Source organism: Paenibacillus oenotherae, from assembly GCF_019443105.1.
GTDB classification, from domain to species: Bacteria; Bacillota; Bacilli; order Paenibacillales; family Paenibacillaceae; genus Paenibacillus_Z; species Paenibacillus_Z oenotherae.
The window spans coordinates 196,543-222,489 of the sequence record NZ_JAHZIJ010000002.1 but is presented as its reverse complement, the minus strand read 5'-3'; the positions used below and the strand labels follow the sequence as shown (position 1 = coordinate 222,489).

19 protein-coding genes are annotated in these 25,947 nt (G+C 52.2%); 14 read left to right on the top strand and 5 right to left on the bottom strand.

Annotated features, from left to right (window positions below):
* The first annotated feature begins 20 nt into the window (after positions 1 to 20).
* The 13 genes from leuD (at position 21) to gyrA (ending at position 20,517) form a co-directional block, all read left to right on the top strand.
* Positions 21 to 614, top strand: coding sequence for a 3-isopropylmalate dehydratase small subunit (gene leuD, locus K0T92_RS05195; RefSeq protein WP_219871373.1), 594 nt, complete (start codon positions 21 to 23; stop codon positions 612 to 614).
* Positions 615 to 1,393: 779 nt separating this feature from the next.
* A complete protein-coding gene (locus K0T92_RS05190) occupies positions 1,394 to 2,896 on the top strand; it encodes an N-acetylmuramoyl-L-alanine amidase (protein ID WP_219871372.1) in 1,503 nt (500 codons plus the stop codon).
* Positions 2,897 to 3,031: 135 nt separating this feature from the next.
* Positions 3,032 to 3,616, top strand: coding sequence for a GerMN domain-containing protein (locus K0T92_RS05185; RefSeq protein WP_219871371.1), 585 nt, complete (start codon positions 3,032 to 3,034; stop codon positions 3,614 to 3,616).
* 16 nt (positions 3,617 to 3,632) lie between these two features.
* Positions 3,633 to 6,344: an S-layer homology domain-containing protein gene (locus tag K0T92_RS05180; RefSeq protein WP_219871370.1), complete on the top strand. Its 2,712-nt coding sequence runs from the start codon at positions 3,633 to 3,635 to the stop codon at positions 6,342 to 6,344.
* A gap of 123 nt (positions 6,345 to 6,467) precedes the next feature.
* Complete coding sequence (nth, locus tag K0T92_RS05175) at positions 6,468 to 7,163, top strand: endonuclease III (RefSeq protein ID WP_219871369.1); 696 nt, start codon at positions 6,468 to 6,470, stop codon at positions 7,161 to 7,163.
* A gap of 7 nt (positions 7,164 to 7,170) precedes the next feature.
* Entirely contained in the window at positions 7,171 to 7,437 is a 267-nt protein-coding gene (locus K0T92_RS05170) for an NAD/NADP transhydrogenase alpha subunit (protein ID WP_219871368.1), read from the top strand.
* A gap of 42 nt (positions 7,438 to 7,479) precedes the next feature.
* Positions 7,480 to 11,187 (top strand): dynamin family protein, encoded by a 3,708-nt coding sequence (locus K0T92_RS05165; RefSeq protein WP_219871367.1) that lies wholly within the window; start codon positions 7,480 to 7,482, stop codon positions 11,185 to 11,187.
* A 295-nt stretch (positions 11,188 to 11,482) separates the two neighbouring features.
* Positions 11,483 to 12,664, top strand: a complete 1,182-nt coding sequence (purT, locus tag K0T92_RS05160; RefSeq protein WP_219871366.1) for a formate-dependent phosphoribosylglycinamide formyltransferase — start codon at positions 11,483 to 11,485, stop codon at positions 12,662 to 12,664.
* A 207-nt stretch (positions 12,665 to 12,871) separates the two neighbouring features.
* Positions 12,872 to 13,696: a GDSL-type esterase/lipase family protein gene (locus K0T92_RS05155; RefSeq protein WP_219871365.1), complete on the top strand. Its 825-nt coding sequence runs from the start codon at positions 12,872 to 12,874 to the stop codon at positions 13,694 to 13,696.
* 13 nt (positions 13,697 to 13,709) lie between these two features.
* Entirely contained in the window at positions 13,710 to 14,723 is a 1,014-nt protein-coding gene (locus K0T92_RS05150) for an ABC transporter ATP-binding protein (RefSeq protein WP_425517619.1), read from the top strand.
* The gene (locus tag K0T92_RS05145) at positions 14,716 to 15,702 is read left to right on the top strand and encodes an ABC transporter permease (RefSeq protein WP_219871363.1); all 987 of its coding nucleotides are present in this window, start codon (positions 14,716 to 14,718) and stop codon (positions 15,700 to 15,702) included. Before K0T92_RS05150 ends, K0T92_RS05145 begins: the two co-directional genes overlap by 8 nt.
* A gap of 281 nt (positions 15,703 to 15,983) precedes the next feature.
* Positions 15,984 to 17,960 (top strand): DNA topoisomerase IV subunit B, encoded by a 1,977-nt coding sequence (gene parE, locus K0T92_RS05140; protein ID WP_219871362.1) that lies wholly within the window; start codon positions 15,984 to 15,986, stop codon positions 17,958 to 17,960.
* Between the two features lie 115 nt (positions 17,961 to 18,075).
* Positions 18,076 to 20,517 (top strand): DNA gyrase subunit A, encoded by a 2,442-nt coding sequence (gene gyrA, locus K0T92_RS05135; protein ID WP_219871361.1) that lies wholly within the window; start codon positions 18,076 to 18,078, stop codon positions 20,515 to 20,517.
* Positions 20,518 to 20,523: 6 nt separating this feature from the next.
* Here gyrA and K0T92_RS05130 read toward each other — a convergent pair whose 3' ends face one another.
* Positions 20,524 to 20,691: a hypothetical protein gene (locus K0T92_RS05130; RefSeq protein ID WP_219871360.1), complete on the bottom strand. Its 168-nt coding sequence runs from the start codon at positions 20,689 to 20,691 to the stop codon at positions 20,524 to 20,526.
* Between the two features lie 193 nt (positions 20,692 to 20,884).
* On the opposite strand from K0T92_RS05130, the gene K0T92_RS05125 reads away from it, so the two are divergent.
* Positions 20,885 to 21,292: a MarR family winged helix-turn-helix transcriptional regulator gene (locus tag K0T92_RS05125; RefSeq protein WP_219871567.1), complete on the top strand. Its 408-nt coding sequence runs from the start codon at positions 20,885 to 20,887 to the stop codon at positions 21,290 to 21,292.
* Between the two features lie 932 nt (positions 21,293 to 22,224).
* Here the strand turns inward: K0T92_RS05125 and K0T92_RS05120 are convergent.
* The 4 genes from K0T92_RS05120 to K0T92_RS05105 are packed head-to-tail and all read right to left on the bottom strand — an operon-like array spanning position 22,225 to position 25,882.
* A complete protein-coding gene (locus K0T92_RS05120; RefSeq protein ID WP_246627895.1) occupies positions 22,225 to 23,547 on the bottom strand; it encodes a CapA family protein in 1,323 nt (440 codons plus the stop codon).
* Positions 23,547 to 24,299, bottom strand: a complete 753-nt coding sequence (locus tag K0T92_RS05115) for an RluA family pseudouridine synthase (RefSeq protein WP_219871359.1) — start codon at positions 24,297 to 24,299, stop codon at positions 23,547 to 23,549. Before K0T92_RS05115 ends, K0T92_RS05120 begins: the two co-directional genes overlap by 1 nt.
* 1 nt (position 24,300) lies before the next feature.
* Entirely contained in the window at positions 24,301 to 25,167 is an 867-nt protein-coding gene (locus tag K0T92_RS05110) for a class I SAM-dependent methyltransferase (protein ID WP_219871358.1), read from the bottom strand.
* Positions 25,154 to 25,882 carry a response regulator transcription factor gene (locus tag K0T92_RS05105; RefSeq protein WP_219871565.1) on the bottom strand — a complete coding sequence of 243 codons (729 nt, stop codon included), beginning with the start codon at positions 25,880 to 25,882 and terminating at the stop codon, positions 25,154 to 25,156. Before K0T92_RS05105 ends, K0T92_RS05110 begins: the two co-directional genes overlap by 14 nt.
* Positions 25,883 to 25,947: the final 65 nt, after the last annotated feature.

Here is a 25,947-nt window from a genome sequence, read left to right as displayed (position 1 = left end):
CGAGAGGAGCTGCAATTCGTATGGAACCATTCAAAAAGTTAACGGGCCTCGTTGCCCCGGTTGACCGTGTCAATGTTGATACCGACGCTATTATCCCCAAACAGTTCTTGAAGCGCATCGAGCGGAGCGGCTTTGGCCAATTCCTGTTCTTCGAATGGCGCTGGGACGAGAAGGGCAATACAATCGATGAGTTCAGCCTGAACCAACCGCGCTACCAAGGATCAAGCATCCTTATTTCCCGCGCGAACTTCGGCTGCGGCTCTTCCCGTGAGCATGCGCCATGGGCGATTCTTGACTACGGCTTTCAAGTTGTAATCGCGCCTTCGTTCGCTGATATTTTCTACAACAACTGCTTCAAGAACGGCATTCTGCCGATTCGCCTGAGCGAAGAGCAGGTAGAAGACCTGTTCCAGCGCACAGCTGCTACAGAAGGCTATCAATTGACGGTTAATCTGGAGAACAAGACGATTACCGACAATGCTGGATTGGAAATTGCGTTCGATCTTGACGAGCACCGCCGTCAGTTCCTGCTGCAAGGACTTGATGATATCGGTCTGACACTGCAGCATGAAGACAAGATCTCTGCCTATGAAGCGAGCCGTGTTGCTTACTAATAGGTGCTGATATACGGGTGCCGCGTTTGAAGCCCCGCTGTTAATGATGAAGCCTCCAGCCCACTTGTATAGTGGTTTGGAGGCTTCTCTATTTAGTTTTGCAGATAGGGTAGGTGAGGTGGAGTCGGAAGCCTGCGAAAGTGCGGGAATTTTGGTTGAAAGAGGCCGTTGGTGGTAGAATGCCTGCGAAAGTGCAGGAATTGGAGGCTGAAATCGCGGATATAGGGGGAATGCGGCGAAATTCCTGCGCTCTGGCAGGCATTTGCTCTTCAAGAGGATATAACGGGAAAAAGGATGCACTCTGGCAGGCATTTGCTCTTCAGGAGGATGCAACGGGAAAAAGGATGCACTCTGGCAGGCATTCGGTCTTCAGGAGGATGTAACGGGAAAAAGGATGCGCTTTAGCAGGCATTTGGACTTCGGGAGGATATAACGGGAAAACAGGATGCATTATCGATGGCATTCGGTCTTCAGGAAAGGAGGATGTAACGAGAGAAAGGGTGTACTCTGGCAGGCATTCAATCATCAGGAGAGGGAACGAAATAAAACCTGCATGTACGCAGGCACTTTCGTTTATAAAACTACTATTATTATGGGTGTTGGTGTGAGATCAGTTGGTTTCGGAGGCCCAATTGCCTCTCTATCTTGAACGATACATACGAGAGCTACAATATTCCTGTATTCGCAACTTTTTCTGTTTGTTTGCGTCTAATGATCGTCTGAGCGCATCGGCTAGTTCGGTCTGTTTTGAGGCGAAAAATCAGTCATCGAGGTGAAAGATGAAGAAGTTTGTAACCGCTGTATTGTTGTTGTCATTCCTTATCTCTATGCTTCCAAGTGTTTCCTTGGCCGCTGTTGTAACCCCTAAGCTTTATCTGAACGGGATCCAATTGCAGACGAAAGCAGAGCCTAAGTTGATTGGACAATCCACCTTTGTACCGATCCGAACAGTGACGGAAGGGCTGGGTTTCGATGTGACCTGGCAATCTCCACATGTCACGATCTTCAACGGAGAGACGAACATGAGGCTGACGATTGGCAGCAAGAAAGCGATTGTCAACGAAGCAGAGGTGTCACTCGACGCACCTGCCATCAATACTAACGATACCACGTTAGTACCGCTTCGATTCGTTAGTGAGCAGTTCGGGCTTGACGTGAATTGGGACAAGCAGACCAAATCCGTCTATCTCAATGAAAAGCAATCAGAAGTACTTCCTCCGGTGACCGAAACGGGGCCAGACGGTGACGGCTCCAGCGGCGAATCGCCTGCTCCGGACGGGAATGGAACCGGTAGCAATCCGGAGAATGGCGGAGAGACTCCAACTGGCGATACTGCCACATTGTCATCGATCAGCTACGACGGTCTAGGGAGCATCCGGTTGGACTATACGGGCCAAGCCGGACAAGTGAAGACTGAGGTGCTGCACAATCCGGAGCGGGTTGTCGTCGATGTGCCGAATATGAAATTCGATACCAACTTTTCTCCCGGCTTTCTGTCTTCTGCAAGCAACAGCACCAAGCTGGGCGAGATGCTGACAGACGGTCATGCTTCATTGCTCAAGGTGCGCTTTTCGCTTTATTCCCAGGAGACTTCCACGATTCGGGTCGTAATGGATTTAAATGCCCCGACGGCGTTTAATATTGTGGAAGAGGAGGGGGCGCTCCGAATTGATATGCTTGAGCCGACAGGGCCTATTACCGTGCCTGATCCTGGTACAGTTATCCCGCCGATCCCTGTAGAGAAAGGCGTGTATAAGGTTGTTATCGATGCAGGCCATGGCGATCATGACCCCGGTGCAATCAGTGTGAGCAAGCGGAAGGAAAAGGACTTCAATCTGGCTATTGCTCTTAAGGTACAGGCGCTTCTGTTGAAGGAGTCGAAGCTGAAGCCTTATTTGACAAGAGTTGACGATACGTTCATTCCGCTCGATGATCGGGTAAAATTCGCAAACGATTTGAAGGCGGATCTGTTCATCTCCATACATGCCAACAGCTACAAGCCGGAGACGAATGGAACGGAAACCTATTATAATCGGGATAACAGCAGGGCGCTTGCCGATATTATGCATAAGCATCTGGTTAAAGGCACTGGTCTTGTAGATCGCAAGGTGCGCAAGGCTTCCTTTAAGGTTATCAAATATACGACAATGCCAGCGGTTCTGCTTGAAGCAGGCTACCTGTCCAGCAAGAAGGACGAGCCTGTTCTATTCAATGAAACGACACAGAATCGAATTGCTGCTGAAATTGTAGCTGGGATAAAAGAATATTTAAAGATACAATAGAGTAGACAGATGCAGATAATAGAAATAGACCCAGAGTTAGAGAGCAGTGAAGGCTCACGCTATTTATTACCGTTTTCTGCGCTTGCTGAATCTGAGTGAAGAAGAAACGGCAGAAAACTTCTTAGGAGGGTGTCAATGAAACATTCATCGATCAAACGTTTATTGCTTCTTGGTCTTCTCGTCGTTATTGTCGCTATGCTGGCTGCTTGCGGAACTAATAAAGAAGAGAATACAAACAAGAATGCAGAAGTAAGTGCAGGGGGAAGCACACCGACAGAGCAGCCTCCAGTCACGGACAATGAACCAGTAGAGCCTGAGAAGCCTGAGGCAAAGACGGAGAAGATTAAAGTCTATTATCCTGATAACGAGCTTATCGAGCTTGGCGAGCAGACTGTGGAAATCCAATACGAGGATGATAGTAAACGGGCCGAAGCCGTTTTTCTGGCGCTGCAGAAGGATGGAGCCGGCGGCGAAGTATCGCTGTGGAAAGGCATTGAGTTGTTGAGCGCGAAAGTAGAGGATGGCGGAGCTGTCATATTGGACATCCATATCCCCGATGAAGCGCGTCTGGGTGCTCCGGGCGAGGTGCTGGCGATTGAAGCGATCCAGAAAACATTTTTCCAGTTCGATGCATTCAATTCACTGGATATTCTGGTAGACGGCAAGCAAATCGAAAGCTTGATGGGCCACGATATATTAGAGCATCCATACAAAAAATAAAGGAGGAGCCTCATCCATGCCACAGCAGCAGAAATGGTTCAAATTGATCACAACAATGATCGTATTCTCTCTATTATCGGGAATGTTCCTCTTTACAGGGAGCAGCGAGGTGTCGGCAGCGTCAAAAGGCCGCTTCTCGGATGTGCCGGTAACGCACTGGGCAGACAAGCATATTACGAAGCTGGCTCTTCAAGGCATTATTGAGGGCGGTACTGACGGTACCTTCAAGCCGGGAGACAATGTATCCCAGCAGGAAGCGGTCGTGATGGCGATCCGCTTCATGGGCAAGAAGAGCGAGGTTCAGCAAGACAGCCTGTTTGTCGGCAATGAGCATTTTAAAGTGGGCAATTTCTTTAAGCCTTATATCGCATATGCATTCCAGCATGGACTGCTCGATGAAGCCGAAGAATACAAGATTGCCGAAGCGGATACCAAGATTGAATGGGGCGCTCGCAAGGCGTCCAGGGAATGGATTACGAAGCTTATGATTCGGGCGATTGGGCAGAAGAAAATGGCGGATTCACTTGCAACGTCTCCAGTTGCGTTCAGTGATGCCAAGCAAGTGGCCGCAGCCTACCAGGGGTATGTCAATGCGGCGGTTTCACTCCAGCTTGTCAAAGGCATTACTGCGGACAAGTTCGATCCTAAAGGCTCTATTACGAGAGCTGCGCTCGCAACGATGTTCAGCCGTGCAGAAGGGCAGTTCGAGGTCGATTACATCGGGCAGCAAAGTGGAATTGCATCTGCTCTGAGCGGCAGCTCGCTTACTCTGTACAGGGGAAATGGCGAATCGACGTTCGGAATTACTTCCGATACCCGGATCTACCGTCATGATTCCGAGAAGGCAGTCTCTTTGGCCGATCTCAATCCCCATACCAATGTGATGATTATTGCCGATGGAGCTGCAGTGCTCTATGTGGAGCAGCTGGATAATGATGTGCAAATCGAGAAATTCGCTGCAACCTTCGATCGTCTGCTGCCTAACGAGCACATTATGTATGTATGGGTGGATAATAAGCCGGTGGAGATTGTCTATGACAACACACTTGTTGTGAAGGATGCCTCTGGCACGGCAATCGCAGTATCTGCGTTAACGAAGGACAGCAAGATCGAAATTACCCGCGACAAGTATCGTGCCAAGCCTTTGGCGGCATCGATAACGGTTCAGTCGGCGCCTGTCAACAAATCAGGGAGCGGCAAGGTGCAGTCCGTTCAGGCCAGCCCTCCGGCGTTAACTGTAGTTGATTCCGTGTATAACAAGGCAGAGACGCTGAATGTATCGGCTAACGCTGATATCATCTGGCAGGGTTCCATTCTGCAGGGCGGCATCACGCAAGTGCGCCAGGGAGATACGATCGCTTACGAGATGAAGGATAGTGTCGTTACCCGCATTGCGATTCAGCAGACGACTGCCAAGTCGGCGCAGGGCCATTTCTATTCCGCAAGCTCGGACAGCAAGACAATTCAATTCGTGAAGAGCCAAGGAACAGCGCAGGAAGCGCTGGAGGCCAAATTTATCGCGGATTCCATTGAAGTAACGATCGCAGGCCTGACGAATGCGACCATTGCCGATCTGGTGAAGGGCGATCAGCTTGAGTTGACGCTGAATGACCGTGATCAGGTTAGCGCTATTAAAGTGATCAGCCGCAAGGTTGAGATCATTAACGGAGCGGTTGTCGTCAGCTATGACGCGGATCTTAAGCTGCTTGTCGTGACGAACAATCTTAAGAAGCCTATTCCGGTCTATCTGAGCGACAAGACCAAGATCGAGTTCAACGGCAACACGATGACAGTGGATTCGATTGGCACTATGCTGACAAAGAATCGGAAGCTGACGCTCGGTTACACAGATGACAAAGCAGTGCTGCTGCAATTTGTATACCGATATACGGGTACAGTGTCAACGATCAATACGACCAGCAGTCAAATTACGATGGCTGTCAATGGAACTCCGGTAACGCTTGGGCTGGAGAGCTTTATGAATGTCGAGATCGCAGGCAAGACAACGGCTGCATTAGCTGATGTCAAGTCCGGCGATACGGTTACGGCGCTGCTGAATGCGAATCAGGATAAGACCTCGTCTATTCTGGTGCACACCTACTCGCAGTATGAAGTGACTGGCGTCGATGCCGCTGCAAAAAAAGTCAAGCTGAAAGGCTCGGATCAAGTGACAACTGAAGTGCTCGTCACCTCTGTTGATCTGTTCAATGAACGCGGAGAGAAGATTACAATCAACAACCTGTCGGCCGGACAAATTGTCAACGCCGCATACGTTGGCAAAACATTGTCATCGCTCAAAACCGTTGCCGTTTCCATAGGGACGCTGACCTCTCTTGCAGCGGACAAAATCGTGGTGACCGACTACAACGGCTCGTCCTTGACGGTGCCGCTCGGAGCCTCTTATTCGGTCATCAAGGATGGCGCAACGGGCGGTTCGGCATCGGTCTTGAAGATCGGCGACCGGATAGAAGTGCGCAATGATGCGAAGGATGCTGTCGTCATTACGGTTATTAGCGGACAGGCGAAGAAGTTCTGGAAGTATGACGCATCCAGCAAAGTTCTCTCTGTCAGACGGGCCAACGTGTCGGATAACAACTATCAGTTTAATGTAACGGATAATACGAAAGTAACGAGCGGTGGAACAGCAAGCAGCCTTTCCGGAATGAAGGACGGGGACAGTATTACCGTTTATGTGTACAAAGGTACACTTCTGGAGGTTGTAAAATAGCAATTTACCGAATTTTTACGAGGTTGTTCCGGTTATTTGGCTGGAACAGCCTTTTTACTGTTGCGCATTGTGACATTTTTCGCTACACTTTGATTCGATAGCCCAAATAGGGGAGAGAGATGGTTGAACGCAAAAGAGAAGACGAAGCATATTTTGCGAGTTATCGGAGAGATGTTTCCGGATGCTCATTGTGAGCTAAACCATAGCAATCCGTTTGACCTGACGATCGCTGTGCTGCTGTCTGCACAATGCACGGATGAGACGGTCAACAAAGTGACTGCCGATTTGTTTCAGAAGTACCGGTCGCCTGAGGATTATTTGGCTGTTCCGTTGAGTGAGCTTGAGCAGGACATTCGCAGAATCGGTTTATTCAGGAACAAAGCGGCGAACATTCAGAAGTTGTGCCGTATGGTCATCGATGAATACGGGGGCGAGCTTCCGCAGAGACATGAGGATTTGACGAGGCTGCCCGGTGTCGGACGCAAGACGGCCAATGTGGTCGTATCCAACGCTTTCGGCGTTCCGGCGATAGCAGTAGATACTCATGTTGAGCGTGTCTCCAAACGGCTTGGACTTGCAAAAAGTGATGACAGCGTGCTTGAGGTGGAGAAGAAGCTGATGAAGCTTGTTCCCCGAGAGCAGTGGACTGATACGCATCATCGTCTGATTTTCTTCGGAAGATATCATTGCAAAGCGCAAAATCCACAATGTCCTCTTTGTCCGCTTCTGGATTTATGCAGAGAGGGCAAGGGGCGCATGAAACCTGCCACAAACCGGCAGGCTAAGGAAATAAAGAAAAAACTAAACAGTAAAGGATGATCCAACCATGAAATGCATCTCCGTATACACCAGGGACTTTGCTTTGTTTTCCGATATCTATGAGCAGGTGATGGAAGCTCCGCCAGAAGAGAATGAAGAGATCATTATTGAAGGCGTTACTGTAAGCGGTGCGGGCGATGTGCCGGATCAATATATCGAACGGATGCGTCTGAAGCCTGAGGTTGTTGTGATGAAGGAGAAGGAACGGAATATTATGATCTTGCAGCATGGCGAAGTGTTCGAAATTTGCATGCCTTCCGATCAGTCCGCTTAGGGTTGGAAGTGGAATAACGGTTTGGAGTAGGGAGAGAGAGAAATGAACCACACGATGGAAACAACCGCTCATCCGCTCGATACCGCGCTTGACAAGATTGCGACAATGATGGAAGCCGCCGGGGACATGCTTAATGCCGAGCGGCTTCTTGAGCTGCGCAGCAAGCTATCGGAAGGCCAATTGACGGTCGCGTTCTGCGGTCACTTCTCCGCAGGCAAATCGACGCTGGTCAATCGGCTATGCGGTACGGAATTGCTGCCTTCGAGTCCAATCCCGACAAGCGCGAATGTAGTATCGATCATGAATGGAGAATCAAAAGCGACGATAAAGAAGCTGGTGGGCGGAGAAGAGCAAACGCTTGAAGTGCCTATTGCGGATATCAACAAGTATTGCAAGGACGGAGAGACGGTTCTGTCTGTATCGCTGTCCTACCCGATTCCTCGTCTGGGCGACCATACGGTGCTGCTCGATACGCCGGGCATCGATTCGACGGATGATGCGCACCGGATGTCTACGGAGTCAGCTCTTCATATGGCGGATGCCGTCTTCTATGTGATGGACTACAACCATGTGCAATCGGAGATTAATTTCACCTTTGCGAAGCAATTGAAGGAATGGGGCAAGCCGCTTTATCTGATTGTGAACCAGATTGATAAGCACCGTGACCGTGAGCTCAGCTTTGCCGAGTACCGCCGCAGTGTTGAAGAGGCGTTCGCCAATTGGCATTTGGAGCCAAGCGGGATCGTCTATTTGTCGTTGCGCGAACCGAATCATCCTTACAGTGAGTGGGGGAAGTTTGAGGAGCTGCTCGAGAAGCTGTCCGTGCTGCGTACCCCGCTTGCTCTGTGCAGTGTTGACGCATCGTCACGGCATCTTATACGAACCCATGGCAAAGTGATGGAGGATACTTCCCGGCAGGAACGCGAGCGTCTGCTGGAAGCCGCGGGCGGAGAAGGCGGTGCGGAGCAGGTCAGAGCGGAGATCGCGGGGATTGAAGAGAAGCTGGCTGCGGGGCTTGCGGAAGTGGACGGTTTGCGAACCCGGCTTCGGGTCGAGATGCAAAGCCTGCTCGACAACGCGAATATTACGCCAGCGCCGACACGGGACTTGGCGCAGGCGTTTCTGGAGAGCCGCAAGCCTGGCTTTAAGGCGGGGCTGCTCTTTGCGGGCGCCAAGACTGCTGCGGAGCAGCAGCGGCGTCTGGAGGCGTTCCGTGACGATCTGGCCGCACAAGTGAAGGCCGGGATCGAATGGCATTTGAATGATCTGCTGCGCAAGGCGGCAGATGCGATCGGCTGGCGCGATGAGTCGCTGGAGCGCCAGCTTGAGGCGGACATCCATTGGGAGATGGAGCCGGAGTTTCTTCTCTCGCACGTGAAGGCCGGCGCCGTGTTCGGCAATGAGTATACGATCAATTACTGCCGCGAGCTTGCCGCGGATGTGAAGGGGCTGTACCGCAAGCGGGCGATGTCGTGGATCGACACGCTTGCGCAGCGGGCTGCAGCGGCCGGCGAAGCTGCCGCTGCGCCACTGCGCGCGCGGCTGGGCGAGCTTGCCTCGCAAGCGGCGGCGCTGGCGGGGCTGGCCTCGCTGGCGGAGCGCGAGGCCGCGCATTTGGCGCGGCTGGCGGCGCTGCTGCCGCCAGCGCCGCCGCGCCCTGCGCTGCCGCAGCCGCAGGCAGCGGAGAGCGCTGCCGCCGCTGAGGCGGGCGCTGCAGCGCATGAGCGCAGCGCGGCGGCTGAGGCTGCTCCCGTGCAGGAGAGGCAGGCGGATGGCACATCCGCCCTCCCTGGTGCCGGAGCAAACGCAGAGCATGCCCGAACGAGCCAGCCGCCAGCTGGGCTGGTCGTTGACCACTCGGGCGAGAACAGCGCACTGGGGCCGCAGCGTGAAGCAGCTGAACGGCTGAGGCGTGCGGCCCAACTGCTGGCGCCGCATCCGGCGCTTGCCTCGACCGTCACAGCAATGCGGGACAAAGCGGACCGGCTGAGCCGCAGCCGCTTTACAATCGCCCTGTTCGGCGCGTTCAGCGCAGGCAAATCCTCGCTTGCCAATGCATTGCTTGGGGATTCGGTGCTGCCGGTATCGCCCAACCCGACAACAGCGGCTGTAAACCGCATTGTACCGCCCACTGACAGCCGTCCAAGCGGAACGGCGACCGTTCGGATGAAGTCACGGGAAGCGATGCTGGATGACCTGCGCTATTCACTGCAATTGCTTGGCGAAGATATGAGCCGAATTAGCGAGGACGGACTGCTGGATGTGATCGAGAAGCTGTCGCCGGACAATGTTCATGCAGGAGGAAGGCCTCATTACAGCTTCCTGAAGGCAGCGCTCAAAGGCTGGCAGGAGCATGAACCGCTGCTGGGCCGCCAGCTGGATGTCGATGGCGCACAATACCGCCGCTATGTTGCGGAAGAATCCCGTTCATGCTTTGTCAGTGAAATCGAGCTCTATCATCATAATGCTTTGACGGCGCAGGGCATCGTGCTTGTCGATACTCCCGGTGCCGATTCCGTCAATGCGCGGCATACAGGCGTCGCTTTCAACTACATCAAGAATGCGGACGCGATCTTGTTCGTTACTTATTACAATCATGCGTTCTCGCAGGCGGATCGCCAGTTTCTTCTGCAGCTTGGCCGTGTCAAAGATCAATTCGAGCTGGATAAAATGTTTTTTATCGTCAATGCGGCTGATCTTGCCTCAAGCGAAGAGGAGAAACAAGGCGTTCTGGCGCATGTCGAGCGCAATTTGCAGCAGCATGAAATCCGCTTCCCTCGCATGTACGCCGTATCGAGCATGGGGGCCCTGGAGGGCAAACAGGGCGGCGACCTTGGGATGGTTGAGGAATCAGGGATAGCGGCATTTGAAGCTTCGTTTATCGATTTTACGCGCAATGATCTGGGCAGGCTTGCTGTTGCATCTGCGGAGCAGGAGCTTGATCGGGCCAGACGCACCATTGAGGAGTGGCTGGATGCGGCATCTGGCGATGCGGCCACCCGCGAAGAGGAGCGCACGAAGCTTCTGGCTGATGGGGACAGGGCTCGCGGGCTTGCTGATGTTCTGCAGCAGCAGGGCAACCCGCAGCTTGAGCAGGAGCTCAAGGAGCTGCTGTTCTATGTCATTCAGAGGGTGCAGTTCCGCTTCGGCGATCATTATAATTTCGCCTTCAACCCCTCCTCGCTGCAAGATGACGGGCGGGATCTGAAGAAAGCGCTATGGACGTCATGGCTGGAGCTTCAACGGCTGCTGCAAATCGAGCTGGCGCAGGAGCTTGAAGCAACATCGCTTCGGCTGGACAATGCGGTTAACCGGCTGGCAGCCAAAAGATTCACCGACACAGCGGAAGAGGCTGCGGCGATCCTCTCGGGCTTCAGCCCCTCCGAATATAACCAAATGGAAATTGCAACCCCGGAGCAAGCAGAGCCTTGGCAAGCGAGCGTCGTGGAGGCCAAGTGGCTGTGGAGCCGGTTCAAGTCGCCGCGCCACTTCTTTGAAGGGGATGGCAAGGCTGTCCTGCGCGGAGCGCTGGAGGCGGAGCTGTCCGAGCCGATTCAAAGCTGGATTGCGTCTGTACAGCAGCAATGGAGCAGCCGGTACGAGCAATTGTGGAACGAAACCGCGCAGCTCTCGGCCGATCAGCTTCGCAAAGATATCAACGCCTTTGCCGAGGGCAAGCTGGCGTCGCTTAGCGGGGATGCCGATGTAGCGCAGCTTCAGCAGCTGCATTCGGCGTTGACCAGTCTGTAGCCGTATTGCAAGCTCTGGCAGCACCAACCAAGCACGCTAACCTTGCTGCCACAAGCAGCGCAGTGTAATGCTTTCATCTGCACGCCATTATTGAATTTGTTCAGAGGCCCCTGTTCTTTTGCCGCAGCGGGCCTCTTTTTGCTGTGCAATTTAGCTGCGTTCGATTTTTATCGGCATCTTTCTTGATTTTTCGATTCAGAACCTCCACAATAAAAAGAAAAACGAAATCGTCTGGTCAGCTGGAGAGAACATCTCCGCCTGCCATACACCGTTTCCAGGAGGCTCTAATTCTTATATGTCCTACGGATCACCACTATCGAATCAGGCTCGAAAAATTATGCTGCTAGGCTCCGGCGAGCTGGGCAAAGAAGTCATTATCGAAGCGCAGCGTCTCGGCGTGGAGACGATTGCTGTTGATCGTTATGCGTTGGCTCCGGCGATGCAGGTCGCCCACCGCTCCTATGTAATCGATATGCTGGATGCGGCAGCGCTGCGTGAGCTGATTGAGAAGGAGAAGCCCGATCTGATCGTTCCGGAGATCGAAGCTATAGCGACTGATGCGCTTGTCGAGCTGGAGAAGGAGGGCTTCCGGGTTATTCCGACTGCCCGTGCAGCGCGGCTGACGATGGACAGGGAAGGAATACGCCGTCTTGCGGCAGAAACGCTGGGACTTCCCACGGCGCCATACTTATTCGCCGATTCGCTGGAGGAATTGCAGCAGGCTGTTCGACAGCTGGGAACGCCTTGCGTGATCAAGCCGATCATGAGCTCATCCGGCAAAGGACAGAGCGTTTGCCGCTCAGAGGCGGAGATTGAAGGCTGCTGGCAGTATGCGATGGACGGCGGACGTGCGAAGAAGCAGCGTGTCATCGTAGAGGGCTTCGTTCATTTTGAATCGGAGATTACACTGCTGACGGTCCGTTCCGTCTCAGGAACCTCCTTCTGTGCGCCTATCGGCCATGTTCAGAAGGATGGGGACTATATTGAATCCTGGCAGCCGCATGTCATGAATGAAGGCCAGATCGAAGAAGCGGAAGCCATTGCGCGGACGATTACGGAGGAATTGGGCGGCTACGGCATTTATGGGGTGGAGCTGTTCCTGACGAATGACGGCGTGCTGTTCAGTGAAGTATCGCCAAGGCCGCATGACACGGGCATGGTTACAATGGTTACGCAAGATTTGTCGGAGTTCGCTCTTCATGCGCGCGCGATACTCGGGTTTCCGATTCCGACGATCCGCCTTCTCACACCGGGCGCTTCGCATACGCTGAAAGCCGACCGTGAAGCGGATGCGTTCCGCATTGAGGGGGTAGAGGCGGCTTTGGCGCTGCCGAATACGGGGGTGCGTCTGTTCGGCAAGCCGGTCACAAAGCCGGGCCGCCGCATGGCGGTTGTGCTCAGCACAGCTGACGATACGGAGCAAGCGCGAGACCTGGCACGGCGCGGAGCGGAATCGCTAAGCATCGCATACGAATAGAGACATGACCCGGACGTATCAGGTGTATCAGGTTGCTAATGGACTGCAAGCGGCAAGCCTGACCGTGAGATGTTCGGGTTTTTCTGAAAATGCTTGATGTGCCATTTATTTGCAAATACTGCGAGAAACCATTATTTTATAATAGATATCCCCGTTACATAATATTTACATGATTGATTACGATGTGGAAGGAGAGAGAGAAGAAGAATGCGGAGCAATCCATCTGGCGGGTTATGGAAGGCGGTCAGTATTACGGCACTGTTATCGACTTTGCTGCTGCTGTTCGGCTTCGGCTATTCGGTGAAGGACATGCTGTGGCCTCAGCAGGGAACGTATGTGGGCGAGGATCTCAGCGCGAAACCTCCCGAGAGGTCGAAGCTTGGGCAAAGCAAGGAGATTCTCATTACGGCAATTGGGGATTCCTTGACGAAAGGCACAGGAGATGCGACCGGAGAGGGCTATGTGAAGCAGTTGATCCCTCTTCTGAAGGAGAAGTTCAACATTCCGGTCAGGCTCAACAACAATCTGGCTCTGAACGGGATGCGGGCGGATCAGCTGGCTAACAATCTGGGCAAAGAAAAAGGTATCCGTTATTCGCTGTCTCAAGCGAATCTTATTGTATTTACGATCGGCGGCAATGACTTATTCCAGATTGCGACAGGACAATCGGCCAGCGAGGCAACAGGCGAGCTCAACATGGAGAAGCTGAAGAAGGAGCTTCCGGTCGGCTTGGCCAGACTGGAGCGTGTAATCAAGGAGCTTAATGAAATCAACCCCAATGCGCAGATTGTATATGTGGGGATGTACAACCCTTTCTATGATCTGAAGGGCTTGCGCGAGGGCAGTCTTGAAGTTCAGAAGTGGAACCAGCAAGCTTACGAAATGATTTATAACTATCCTAATATGACGATGGTGCCGACATTCGATCTATTTGAAAAATCGACAGAACGTTACTTGTCCTCGGATCATTTTCATCCGAACAATGAAGGGTATGCGCAGATCGCAGCCCGGATCGTTCAGTCATTGGAATAGGAGGCTGTACTTGATGAACACAACGACTTCAGTTCCGCCCTTGAAGGAGAAGCAAGCCGCAAGCCTGCCGGCCAATAGAGAAACCGTGCTGTCTGTCAAAGATATGAAGAAAAAAATCGGCGGCAAGATGATTATCCACGACGTTTCCTTTGATGTGCAGGCAGGGGAAATATTCGGATTTCTCGGGCCGAACGGCTCCGGCAAAACGACGACCATCCGCATGCTTGTAGGGCTGATCAAGCCGACGCAGGGCAAGGTTCTTATATGCGGCGACAACATCCAGGAGGATCCTGAGGAAGCGCTGAAGCATGTCGGCTGTATTGTTGAGAATCCCGAGGTGTACAGCTACATGACGGGGTGGGAGAATCTTGAGCATTTTGCCCGCATGCAGCGCGGCATTGATGTGGCCCGAATCGAGGAGGTTGTGGCGATTGTCGGCCTGGAGCAGCGGATTCACGATAAGGTGAAGACGTATTCGCTCGGGATGCGGCAGCGTCTGGGCATTGCGCAAGCGCTGCTTGGCCGTCCCAAGCTGCTCATTCTGGACGAGCCTACCAACGGGCTGGATCCCAAGGGCATCAAGGAGCTGCGTGAATTCGTGCGCATGCTGGCCAATCAAGGGATGAGCCTGTTTATTTCCAGCCATCTGCTCAGTGAGATTCAGCTTATGTGCGACAGGGTTGCCATAATAAGCCAAGGGCGTGTGCTCGCAGTTGGCACAGTGGATGAACTGGTCAATCAGGCGGGCGAATATGTCGTCTGGCAATTCGATCAGCCGGAAGCGGGCAGGAAGCTGCTTGCCAGTGAGAGCGGGCTCCAATTCATCGGTGACGACAAGCATGCGATTGATGAGGGGATTTTGGCCGGATTGAAGGGGGCTATCGTGACGACTATGGTGATCGAGCGTATTCCATCTGTTGTTGAGAAAGCGGTTAGAGCGGGTATAGGTGTCCTGTCCGTTCAGCGCATTGCGCCAACATTAGAGGAGCTATTCTTGAAAATGACTGAGGGGGAGAGCATTGGATAGATTACTGCCACTCATACAGAATGAGACATTGAAAATATGGAAGAAAAAAAGATTTTACGTCGTCATCCTTGTCCTTCTTGTGCTTATCCCGATTTTTACTTATGCCCAGATGAAAATATCGGAAAACAATGCTAAAAACTTCAAAGATTGGCGCAACCAGCTGGTTCAGCAGATCAACGATATGCAAAATGCGCTTTCGAGCGACCGCATACCAGAGGAGTGGAAGAGATTCCGCCGAATCGCTGTCCAGCAGCTGCAATATTATTTGGATCAGAATGTAAATCCGAATTCTCCGGATGGCGTTACTTTTACACGCGAGTTTATGTCGAATTCAGTTACTCTGTTTTACCCGCTGCTCGTGCTTGCGATTGCATCTGATCTCGTATCGGGCGAACGTTCGACGGGTACAATCAAGATGCTCCTGACAAGGCCGGTGCGAAGGTGGAAAATATTGTTCAGCAAGCTGGTCGCGCTAACGCTGTATGTCTCGCTGATCGTTATTGCGAGCGGAATACTCTGCTATTTAATATCAGGCGCATTCTTTGGATACGGCGGCTGGAATATGCCGATATTCACCGGGTTTCTTATTAATGGCGCTACGGTAGACAGCACCTATGTGCATGCAGTGCCGCAATGGCTCTATATGCTGATGCAATCGGGACTGATCTGGTTCTCCTCCATGACCGTAGCTGTGCTGGCACTGATGGTATCGGTGCTGGTGAGAAGTACGGCTGCAAGCATTGTAACGATGATGGCGGCTGTCATTGCAGGCACGATTTTGTCCAGTATGTCCTCTTCCTGGGAGAGCGCCAAATATGTCTTCGCGGTCAATCTGCAATTGACCGATTATTTGCAAGGCTCGCCGCCTCCAATCGAAGGCATGACGCTAACCTTCTCGCTCATAACGCTTGCCCTTTGGGCTGTCGGTGCGCTGATCGTTTCTTTCAGAGTCTTTACGAAACAGGACATCTTGAATTAAAATAGGCTGGGTAGCGACAAGAGAACTGTAATTGTTGATGGCAAATAGAGCTGTACGTCTATGGTTGGGGCAAGCTGGCGGAGTTCGGCATAATACTCCGGGAGGCTGCCCCAACTTCACTGCGAGCTTTACCATTCTCATAAAGTACTATAAGCTTATTGAGATTGAAGCAAATCGCAACTTAAGCAGAAAACAAAGGGAATGCTTACGAAGCCAGTTTTCTGCTCACACACAGAAGATTACTCACGAAGCTAAGCAGAAAACTTTTAGGAGGACCTGTAATGTCTGAGCAAGTGGATTTGTTTGCGAGGGAGTCTTCTACTGCGAATAATCGCAATTACGAAGCCGATGACATTCAAGTGCTGGAGGGACTTACCGCTGTTCGCAAACGGCCGGGGATGTATATTGGCAGTACAAGCAGCTCGGGATTGCACCATCTCGTCTGGGAAATCGTCGATAATGCGGTCGATGAGCATTTGGCAAAGTTCTGCTCTGCCATTGAAGTCGTTATTCATAATGATGGCTCGGTGATGGTTCGGGATAATGGACGCGGTATTCCTACAGGCATTCATAAGACCGGTATTCCGACACCGCAGGTCGTGTTTACGATTCTGCATGCGGGGGGCAAGTTTGGCGGCGGGGGATACAAGAAGTCAGGCGGTCTTCACGGCGTTGGCGCTTCCGTTACGAATGCCCTGTCCGAATGGCTGGAAGTGGAGATTTTCCGCGATGGCAAAATACATAAGCAGCGATTCGAATACTGGATCGATGGTAATGGCAAGGAACATGTCGGCGAACCAACAACCGGGTTGGAGGTTATAGGCAATACGAACCGCACAGGCACCAAGGTTACTTTTAAGCCGGACGCCCGTGTATTCCACGGCAATATCGCGATCAATTACGATACGCTTTCTGAACGGCTGCAGGAAATTGCTTTCCTCAACTCCGGGCTGAAGGTTACGGTGAAGGACGAGCGAAGCGGCAAACAGGATGTCTTTCATTATGAGGGCGGAGCCCGTCAATTCGTCCAGTTCCTGAATGAGGAGAAGACGGTGCTGCATGATGTGATTCATTTCAGCGCTGAACGGGATGAGATTGAAGTAGAGGTCGCCTTGCAATATAATGACGGCTACACGGAAACGATGGCGTCTTTCGTCAATTCCATACCGACCCGCGGCGGCGGAACGCATGAGACGGGCTTCAGAACGGCGTATACCCGTGTTATGAACGACTATGCCCGTAAAAACTCGCTTCTGAAAGAGAAAGAGAAGAATCTTGAAGGCAATGACTTGCGTGAAGGCATGATGGCTGTCATTAACATCAAAATGGCAGAGGTTGAGTTCGTCGGCCAGACGAAGGATCAGCTTGGCAGCGCATCGGCACGCAGTGCAGTTGATGCCATTGTATCGGACAAGATGCAGGTTTTTCTGGAGGAAAATCCCCAAGTAGCGCAAATGCTGCTGAAGAAGTCGATTCAGGCCTCCAAAGCGCGTGAGGCAGCGCGCAAAGCAAGAGAGGAAATTCGCAGCGGCAAGAAGAAGAGCGAGAGCTCCAATCTGGGCGGCAAGCTGACGCCTGCACAATCGAAGGATGTTACACGTACGGAGCTGTTTATCGTCGAAGGCGATTCCGCCGGGGGATCGGCCAAGCAAGGCCGGGATTCGAAATATCAAGCGATCTTGCCGCTTAAAGGCAAGCCGATGAACCCGGAGAAGGCGAAGCTCATTGATATTCTCAAAAACGATGAATACAAGGCGATTATCGCAGCAATTGGAGCCGGCATCGGTCCGGAATTCGACGCGGAATCGTGTAACTATAGCAAGATTATTATTATGACGGATGCCGATACGGACGGTGCGCACATACAGGTGCTGCTGCTGACGTTCTTCTACAGGTATATGAAGCCTTTGATTGATTCTGGCAGGGTATTCATTGCTCAGCCGCCGCTTTATAAGATATCGCGGAAGTCCGGCAAGCTCGTTACGGTACGATACGCATGGACAGACGAGCAGCTTCAGAATTACTTGAAGGAATTCGGCAAGCAATTCGAATTGCAGCGCTACAAAGGATTGGGCGAGATGAATCCCGACCAGCTATGGGAGACTACGATGAATCCGGAATCAAGAACACTGCTTCAGGTTCAGATCGAGGATGCGGCCAAGGCTGAGCGCCGTGTATCGACTCTTATGGGCGACAAGGTTGATCCGCGCAAAAGATGGATCGTCGAAAACGTTGACTTTACGGAGTATGAGGAATAAGATAGGCTTCGATGTGACGAAGCGGAAAACTTGGTTAATGCTTTAGAATTCGTTCTGCTTGCGGGCAGGAATTGCAACGAAGTTAAGCAGAAAACGTTTAGGAGAGATAAGCGGTATGAGCATCCTGGAACAGTTTTTGCCGGCGTTTCTGGAGGAGGTTGTTGGTGACCGATTCGGACGCTACTCCAAATACATCATTCAGGACCGTGCCATTCCCGACGTACGTGACGGATTAAAGCCGGTACAGCGGCGTATTTTGTACGCTATGTATGATGCAGGCAACACGCCTGATAAACAATATCGCAAATCGGCCAAAACGGTCGGTGACGTGATGGGTAACTACCATCCGCATGGTGATTCCTCGATCTATGAAGGAATGGTTCGGATGGCGCAGCCATGGAAGATGGGACATGTGCTTGTTGACGGTCACGGCAACTGGGGTTCTCTCGATGATGATCCCGCTGCTGCGATGCGTTACACAGAGGCGCGGCTATCGAACATCGCGATGGAGCTGCTGCGTGATATTGAGAAACGAACGGTCTTATTCAAAGACAATTTCGATAATTCAGCGAAAGAACCCGTTGTACTGCCTGCCCGTTACCCGAATCTTCTCGTGAATGGGGTTAGCGGTATTTCGGCTGGCTTCGCCACTGAGATTCCGACCCATAATCTGCGCGAGGTCATTGATGCGTGTATCGCATTAATGGAGAAGCCGGATCTTGCACTTGAAGATCTGATGAAGATTGTAAGAGGACCGGACTTCCCGACTGGCGGCCTTATTATGGGTGAGGAAGGCATTCGGGAAGCGTATCAGACCGGCAAAGGCCGTATTTATATTCGTTCGAAATCATTTATTGATGATCTTAAGGGCGGCCGCCAGCAAATCGTCATTACGGAAATACCTTATCAGGTGGTCAAGGCGCGGCTTGTAACTGCAATGGAGAACATCCGGCTGGAGAAGCGGGTCGAAGGAATCGCAGAGGTGCGCGACGAGAGCGGACGCAATGGGCTGCGCATCGTTGTAGAACTGAAGAAGGACGCTGATGCGCAAGGCATTCTTGCCTATCTGCTCAAGAAGACAGACCTTCAGGTGACCTACAACTTCAATATGGTGGCGATTGTCAACAAAACCCCCCGGCAGCTCGGCTTGAAGGACATTCTGTCCGCTTATATTGAGCATCAACGGGAAGTCGTCACTTACCGTACCAAGTTCGATCTGGAGAAGGCGGAGGATCGTGCCCACGTCGTTGAAGGGCTTGTCAAAGCGCTCAACTTGCTGGATGAGATCATTGCGACGATCAAGGCTTCGAAGAACCGTCAGGATGCCCAGAATAATCTGGTCGAGAAATTCACCTTCTCCGAGCGACAAGCGGATGCGATATTGACACTCCAACTGTACCGTCTCACGAATTTGGAAATAACGTCGCTTGAGAAGGAATTGAAGGAAGTCATGAAGCGGATCGCTTACTTGCGCTCCATTCTCGACAGCGGGAAGAAGCTTATCGGTGTCATAAAGGAAGAGCTGCTTGAAATTCGGGAAAAGTATGGGATAGACCGTCGCTCGGATATTCAGGGCGAGGTAGAGGAGCTCAAAGTCAATCTTGAGGTGATTGTGCCGGCCGAGGATGTATTCGTGACGCTCAGCCATGACGGGTATATCAAACGGACATCGAAGCTGTCCTTCACACGTTCCGGAGGCGAGCTTGGCAATGCCGGGGTGAAGGAAGGCGACGTCATTCGCAGCCTGCTCGATGTTAATACGATAGACCAGCTCCTGCTGTTCACGCGCAAAGGCCAATACTACCAGCTTCCCGTCCATCTCATTCCCGAGTTTAAGTGGAAGGACACGGGGACGGCTGTCGTTAATGTTGTGCCTATACCTAAGGATGACAGCATCGTCAGCATCATTCCGGTCAAGGATTTCGAAGAAGCCGAACGCTCTATTGTATTTGTTACGAGGCGCGGGCAGGTCAAGCGGACGGAGCTGAAGGAATACAAGTCAACCCGCTCTACAGCAATTGCTGCTGTGAAGCTGGGCGAAGGCGACGAAGTGATACGGGTGGGCATCAGTGACAATAGCAAGGAATTGATTCTGGTCAGCTCGCAAGGCATGTGCATCCGCTTCGCCGAGAATGAAGTGAATGCAATGGGCCGTGTAGCGGCAGGAGTAAGAGGCATTCAGCTGAAGGATGAGGATGAGATCATTGCTGCTGAATGGGTATCGGGCGATGAAGGAGAAGTGCTTGTCCTGACCGAGCTGGGATACGCGAAGCGGTCGCTCTTGCTTGAATATCCTGTACAGGGCAGAGGCGGCAAGGGCGTGGCGACCTTCGAGTTCAAGGAAGGCAAGCGAGTCCGTTCCAACGGCGAGAAGCTGATCGGCGCATTTTATTGCAAGGAAGAGCGTGAGCTCGTGTTCATTACGGCTTCAGGAGCGCATCTGACTGCATCTACCGAGAAAGCTCCGATTGAGGACCGCAAATCAACGGGCAAGTCCATCGCAGCAGTCGATAAGAAGGATATTATTGCTGCAGTATTTGCGAGAACGGACGTCTAATTTTTATTAATCAAACGGCTGATGGGGCGGGTCGATCCGCTCCAGCACCTTAACCATCATTTCCAGTACAACCCACAGTGGGGCCGGCTCATCAAGACGGTCCAACCACTGTGGGTCTTTTATTAAACCGGCACCTAGAAGTTTCTGTATCAGCTCCTGTTTATGGTGTTCCATCGCGTTCACTCCCGTCTTCTTTTTCGCGCTTGTACAGCAGCCTATAGGTACAGTTTATGTCTAACAATGTCAATTGGTTCGATATTATATCAATTAATAGCGCATAATATTAACTGTATTAATCTTTAATTCGACATCTCGCAATGGTATAATGAACAATAAGAGAAAAGCTGACAGGGAGCGGGTGTTTGTTATGGTAGCGGTTGAATTTGGACGTTTGTGGTCAAAGCTAACGAAGGATTGGAAGATGCATTTGGAGGAAGCTTTAGCGCCGGGTCTGACGGAAGGGCAGTTGAACGTATTGGAGCTGCTGCTGCAGCATCAGCCAATGAAGCCTTCTGATTTGCTCGCTTATTTATCGACGACACCCGCAGCGATTACTACTTTGCTTGATCGTATGGAGCGGGGAGGTCTGGTGTCCCGCAGCCGGGATGATCAAGATCGCAGGATCGTGTGGGTCACTGTAACGGAGAAAGGCAATACCGAGGCCGCACGAGGAATGGAAATTCGTGATGCGTACATAACAGAGGCGCTTGACCGTATTTCCCTGCACAATCAACAACTGCTCGTTTATTTGCTGGGCAAGGTGGCCAACTCATAGGGCAGAAGGTGCGGGTCTCCGATCGCTGTTGTTCCCGGATTTCTTGAATTGTTACCGATCCATCGGTTGAAATCCAGGAACAAAGACGAACGCTACCGCTTCTCCAACTCCACACCTTCCTTAGTCAAAATACATCCGGAGCTGTCCAGAATGTCCTTCTTGAACAGCTCAACTGCCAGTTTAAGAGCTGTACGATGTGGCATGCCTGCGATCATGGCACTGTTGACTTACTCTCTGCAGAGTACGGTCCGTTGTTCAAACGCCGAGACATGCGTGATGCGAGATTTCAAGTGCTAGGTACGAGATGCCAGTGAGGCGAAACATGCGAAACGGCATTTATTTGCCCGTTTCTGGCCCCATGAAGGTGAAATGCCTGCCAGAGTGCAGGTATTTCACCTTCGTTTCTCCTTAACGGCCGATTTTTGCTCAAATTCATGCATGATCGCAGGAATTGTATCATTATGGTGTCTTGTAGCCGAAATTCCTGCACATTCGCAGGCTTCTTACTCCGTCACTCTACCTTCAAAACAGTTGGAGAACGGGGGCAGAAAGTTGTTTGATGATTTCAGGTTCCCAATAACTCCCTATATACGGCGAAAAAGATGCTTCCAGTTCCATTTTTTAGTGGCTTGGAGGCATCTTTTCGCATCATATGGGACTGACCCATTAGATATTGGAGTTTTCGGACAGCTCCCTCAGAAAAAACGTTCCCTCAGGGTCACAACTCCCTGTGGGAACGTTTTTCTTTTTCAATATAGAGTTGAATGAGAGAGCGAACAAAAGAGCGGAGCAGCGGGAATGATTCTGGAGAAGCGTGAGCGCTCGCCTTTGTTACCGGAATTCCCCAATGACCAATCTGAAATCAAGAATTCCGGTAACAACAGCGATCGTAAGAACATTCCCCTGCGCAGCGGCCCTTTGTTCCTTCTAATTCATTCAACAGGGGCCTCCGCATTGAGCATGACGGGCTTCGCTGACATGGATTGGAGACGCTTGCTGAGTACGGACAGGTTGCGCTTCATTTCTTTATAGTCGGCGGCTGACAGGCCGTCTGTTGTTCCGTGCTTGATGGCCTGCTCCATAGGGATTATCTGATAATGATTGGCTTTGTTCTTCTTCACCCGGTGAACCCATGTCGGTATGGCTTCGATATCGCCGATTGCCGTTATGCCGGATGCATGATCTTTATGAATATGGACCTTGAAGATGACGCCGCAATCCTTCGTTTCCCCCCGTTGATTAGAGATGAAGTTGCCCATGGAGTAAATGATAAGGCCACGTCTCAGTGAACCGTCAGCCTCTGTCACATCTACTGTTTCGTACGGCTGAACGACGTGTGGATGGGCTCCGGCAATGATGTCGGCACCTGCCGCTATAAGCTTGCGGGCAAGTTGTTTCTGCGTATCATTCGGAACGGTCTGATATTCTATGCCAAAATGGAGTACGACGGTAATAAAGTCAGCCCCCGCCTCCCGTAATCGATTGATATCGCGAATAATGGCTTTCTCATCTATGATCGCGACTGAATAGGGCTTGTCCTTTGGCAATGGAATGCCATTCGTGCCATAGGTGTATGCAAGCAGGCCCATCCCTATCCCTTGCCGCTCAATAATCGTCAGCGCTTCGGCCTCTGCTTTGGAACGTGCCGTCCCTTTCGTACTGAACCCCTGCTCCTCCAAGTGCCGGAGTGTTCTTGCAATTCCCTCCGCACCGCGATCGAGGGAGTGGTTATTCGCGTTCGTCACGATGTTAAAACCGGCGTACTTAAGCGCTTCAGCAAGCTCGCTGGGCGCATTGAAACGGGGAAAGCCCGAATAACCCAACTCTTTGCCGGAGATCGGTGTTTCCAGATTGGCGAGCGACCAGTCTCCCTGCTCCAGCAGAGGCTTGACCTCTGTGAAGTAGGGGTTGAAGTCGTATCGTTTCGCGCTCTTGTCATAATACGCAGGCAGCTGCGGCATGTGCATCATAATGTCTCCGACTGCCACCCAGAGGGCATCGGAGGTGCCGGATTGCAGCGGCGGCTCGGACGTATCCGGCTTGGTCACAGGGTCTTCGCCGACCGCAGCGTCAGGGTCTTGCTCTTGACCTTGCTCTTGACCTTGCTCTTGGTCTTGACCTTGTTTTACCGTATCTGTTGTTAGTCCCGGTTTTTCCGTTCCCTGCCTCTCAGCATTCAAGGGCTCTGTGTTCATGCATCCGGCTAACAGAGTGATCAGGATTGCGGCTGCCGCTAATAATCGCAGGATTCTCATCAGCTGTTGCCTCGGGATGGCCAATACTGCAGTGCATTCCTGTAGTCGTCTCCACTAAACCTTGACCATGGAGAAGCAAGGGGAGGCGTGGATTGAAAGGTCATCCATTCTTTCGTTATGGGATGGGCCACTCCGACTGAGGCGGACCAAAGCGCGATATCCAGCTCTCCATCCACGGCGGGAGCTCCATATTTGCGGTCGTGCACCAGCGGGCAGCCGATTGCGGCCATCTGTGCCCGAATCTGATGAGAGCGTCCTGTCAGCAGCTTGACTGCGACGAGGGTACAATTTTGATGCTTGGCTACAACGACATAATCGAGCACCGCCTCTTTGGCCCCCTCAACGGGGCTGTTGTGGACGGTCACGATATTGCGGGCAGCATCCTTGCGCAGGTAATGCCGCAGGCGATCCTGCGGCTTGCCGGGAGTATGATGGACAACAGCGATATATTGCTTGTCGAAGGAGCGGCTGCGAACCGATTCCGACAGCCGCGAGGCCGCCTTGGAGGTTTTGGCGAACAGCATAGCTCCGCCGACAGGCCTGTCCAGCCGATGAACCAGGCCAACGAATACATTGCCCGGCTTGGAATAGCGATCCTTCAGATCCTGCTTCAGCAAGGTCACCATGTCCGGCTCTAATGTATCGTCGGCTTGAGACAGGATTCCCGGCGGCTTCACAACGGCAAGGAGATGATTATCCTCATACAGGATCGGCATTATCCCGGCGGATGGGGACCGGTCTTCACTCGCCATCCTACTTAGCCTCCCAGCGACCCAATATACCGCAAGGCAATGTAAGGCCTGAAGCCGTGATCGGAAGTCCGATCTCGCCGCAATGAATTTCGCCGCCGTACTTGCGCCCTACCGTCATATGAAGCAAGTTGTGCAGGACGGAAGGGGAGAGACCGGTCGTATAGGAGTTAATTAACAGGAAGAGCGGGTCAGGAGACAGGATGGTGGAGCAAAATTCAAGAAACGGATATAAATCCTGCTCCAGCTTCCACATCTCGCCGTTAGGGCCGCGGCCGTAGGAAGGCGGGTCCATAATGATGGCATCATATTGGCGGCCGCGACGCTGCTCGCGCTGCACGAATTTGAAGACATCATCGGTGATGTAGCGGATCGGCCGATTCTCAAGGCCCGATAATTGGGCATTCTCCTTCGCCCATTGCACCATGCCCTTCGCTGCATCAACATGGCATACTTCAGCGCCCGCAGCAGCAGCGGCCGCGGTCGCTCCGCCTGTATAGGCGAATAAATTCAAAACCCGAATCGGCCGACCGGCGCTGCGGATCTTGTCCATCATCCAGCTCCAGTTCACTGCCTGCTCGGGAAATAGTCCGGTATGCTTAAAGTTAGTCGGCCGGATATGAAATTTCAGTTCACCGTAGGATACGGTCCAGCGCTCCGGCATCTTCGTCCGGAACTGCCAGTCGCCTCCTCCGGCGGAGCTCCGGTGATAGTGGCCGTCAGCGGTCTTCCAATGGCCGGTCTCATTCGTTATCGGCCATATGACCTGCGGGTCTGGTCTTCTCAATATGTAAGAGCCCCAGCGCTCAAGCTTCTCTCCGTTGCCGGTGTCTAGCAATTCGTAGTCTTTCCATTGATTAGCGATGTACATGAGGTGATCCTTCCTTGAAGCAGAATTTATAGCCGACACCACGAACCGTAATGATATAGAGCGGATTCGTAGGGTCTGCCTCGATTTTTTTGCGCAAATTACTGATATGTACCATTAGTGTCCGCGTATCGCCCATGCTTTCGTGCCCCCAGACGACGGTATACAAGTCATCCAGTGAAAAAGCCCGGTTAGGTGCTTGAGCCAGCTGCACAAGCAGATCGAACTCCTTGGTGGACAACGCGATCTCCTTGTCCCGCACATGGACGGACCGGGCGGGAATGTCGATGATGAGGCCGTCAAAGACAAGCACTTCCTCCAGCTCGACAGCAGCCTTGCTCTGGTCGATCACCGATTGTCTGCGCAGATGAGCTTTCACACGGGCGACGAGCTGACTCGGACTGAAGGGCTTGGTCATATAATCATCGCCCCCGACTGTCAGACCGTGTATAATGTCGGTATCGTCGCTTTTACAACTAATGAATAAGATGGGAACCTCAGAGCTTGCACGAATATTTTGACAAACTTCGATGCCATCGATGTTCTTCAGCTGGATATCCAGTATAATCAAGTCGGGCTTCAATTCCGCAGCAAGCCGAATCGCATCTTCCCCGTTATCTGTGTAATGAACGTCGAAGCCATCGCGTTCGAGATAAAGCGAGATCAATTCGATTATGTCTGGTTCATCGTCAACGACTAATATTCTACTCGTATTCATCATCTGACCCCCTACCGCAGCAAAGTGCCGCTTCTCTATTCCGGCATTCTTTACATTTGTTCCTC

Coding starts and splice junctions, on each gene's coding strand:
- K0T92_RS05185 (WP_219871371.1), top strand. CDS start 3,032: ATGAAACATTCATCGATCAAACGTTTATTGCTTCTTGGTCTTCTCGTC.
- K0T92_RS05180 (WP_219871370.1), top strand. CDS start 3,633: ATGCCACAGCAGCAGAAATGGTTCAAATTGATCACAACAATGATCGTA.
- K0T92_RS05190 (WP_219871372.1), top strand. CDS start 1,394: ATGAAGAAGTTTGTAACCGCTGTATTGTTGTTGTCATTCCTTATCTCT.
- gyrA (WP_219871361.1), top strand. CDS start 18,076: ATGAGCATCCTGGAACAGTTTTTGCCGGCGTTTCTGGAGGAGGTTGTT.
- purT (WP_219871366.1), top strand. CDS start 11,483: ATGTCCTACGGATCACCACTATCGAATCAGGCTCGAAAAATTATGCTG.
- K0T92_RS05125 (WP_219871567.1), top strand. CDS start 20,885: ATGGTAGCGGTTGAATTTGGACGTTTGTGGTCAAAGCTAACGAAGGAT.
- K0T92_RS05120 (WP_246627895.1), bottom strand. CDS start 23,547: ATGAGAATCCTGCGATTATTAGCGGCAGCCGCAATCCTGATCACTCTG.
- K0T92_RS05130 (WP_219871360.1), bottom strand. CDS start 20,691: ATGGAACACCATAAACAGGAGCTGATACAGAAACTTCTAGGTGCCGGT.
- leuD (WP_219871373.1), top strand. CDS start 21: ATGGAACCATTCAAAAAGTTAACGGGCCTCGTTGCCCCGGTTGACCGT.
- K0T92_RS05105 (WP_219871565.1), bottom strand. CDS start 25,882: ATGAATACGAGTAGAATATTAGTCGTTGACGATGAACCAGACATAATC.
- K0T92_RS05155 (WP_219871365.1), top strand. CDS start 12,872: ATGCGGAGCAATCCATCTGGCGGGTTATGGAAGGCGGTCAGTATTACG.
- K0T92_RS05110 (WP_219871358.1), bottom strand. CDS start 25,167: ATGTACATCGCTAATCAATGGAAAGACTACGAATTGCTAGACACCGGC.
- parE (WP_219871362.1), top strand. CDS start 15,984: ATGTCTGAGCAAGTGGATTTGTTTGCGAGGGAGTCTTCTACTGCGAAT.
- K0T92_RS05115 (WP_219871359.1), bottom strand. CDS start 24,299: ATGGCGAGTGAAGACCGGTCCCCATCCGCCGGGATAATGCCGATCCTG.
- K0T92_RS05165 (WP_219871367.1), top strand. CDS start 7,480: ATGAACCACACGATGGAAACAACCGCTCATCCGCTCGATACCGCGCTT.
- K0T92_RS05150 (WP_425517619.1), top strand. CDS start 13,710: ATGAACACAACGACTTCAGTTCCGCCCTTGAAGGAGAAGCAAGCCGCA.
- K0T92_RS05170 (WP_219871368.1), top strand. CDS start 7,171: ATGAAATGCATCTCCGTATACACCAGGGACTTTGCTTTGTTTTCCGAT.